We start from the raw sequence: 279 nt of genomic DNA, 5'->3' as shown, positions 1-279 counted from the left end.
CCCCAGATCCGTGAAATGTCGATGTACTTCGAGGGTGTGGATCCGATCGAAGAGCCGATCCCGATCAGGCCAACCGCGCACTATTCGATGGGTGGTATAGATACCGACATCTTTGGTCGCACTCCTATGGACGGCGTCTATGCCGCAGGTGAAGCAGCCTGTGTCTCCGTACACGGTGCTAACCGCCTGGGTGGTAACTCTCTGCTTGAAATACTTGTGTTCGGACGTATAGCTGGCCACACGGCAGCCGAAGAGGCTGGTCGTCACGAAGCCAGGGAG

1 protein-coding gene is annotated in these 279 nt (G+C 57.0%); it reads left to right on the top strand.

What is annotated here, in order from left to right; genetic code table 11:
* Window positions 1-279, top strand: a 279-nt coding sequence (locus FGF66_RS12400; RefSeq protein ID WP_139457958.1) for an FAD-binding protein, incomplete at both ends; no start/stop codon positions are given.

Origin of the sequence: Chlorobaculum thiosulfatiphilum, assembly GCF_006265165.1 — a bacterium.
Classification (GTDB): Bacteria; Bacteroidota; Chlorobiia; order Chlorobiales; family Chlorobiaceae; genus Chlorobaculum; species Chlorobaculum thiosulfatiphilum.
Note: the sequence above shows the minus strand (reverse complement) of the source record. Positions and strands in the feature narration are given on the sequence as shown.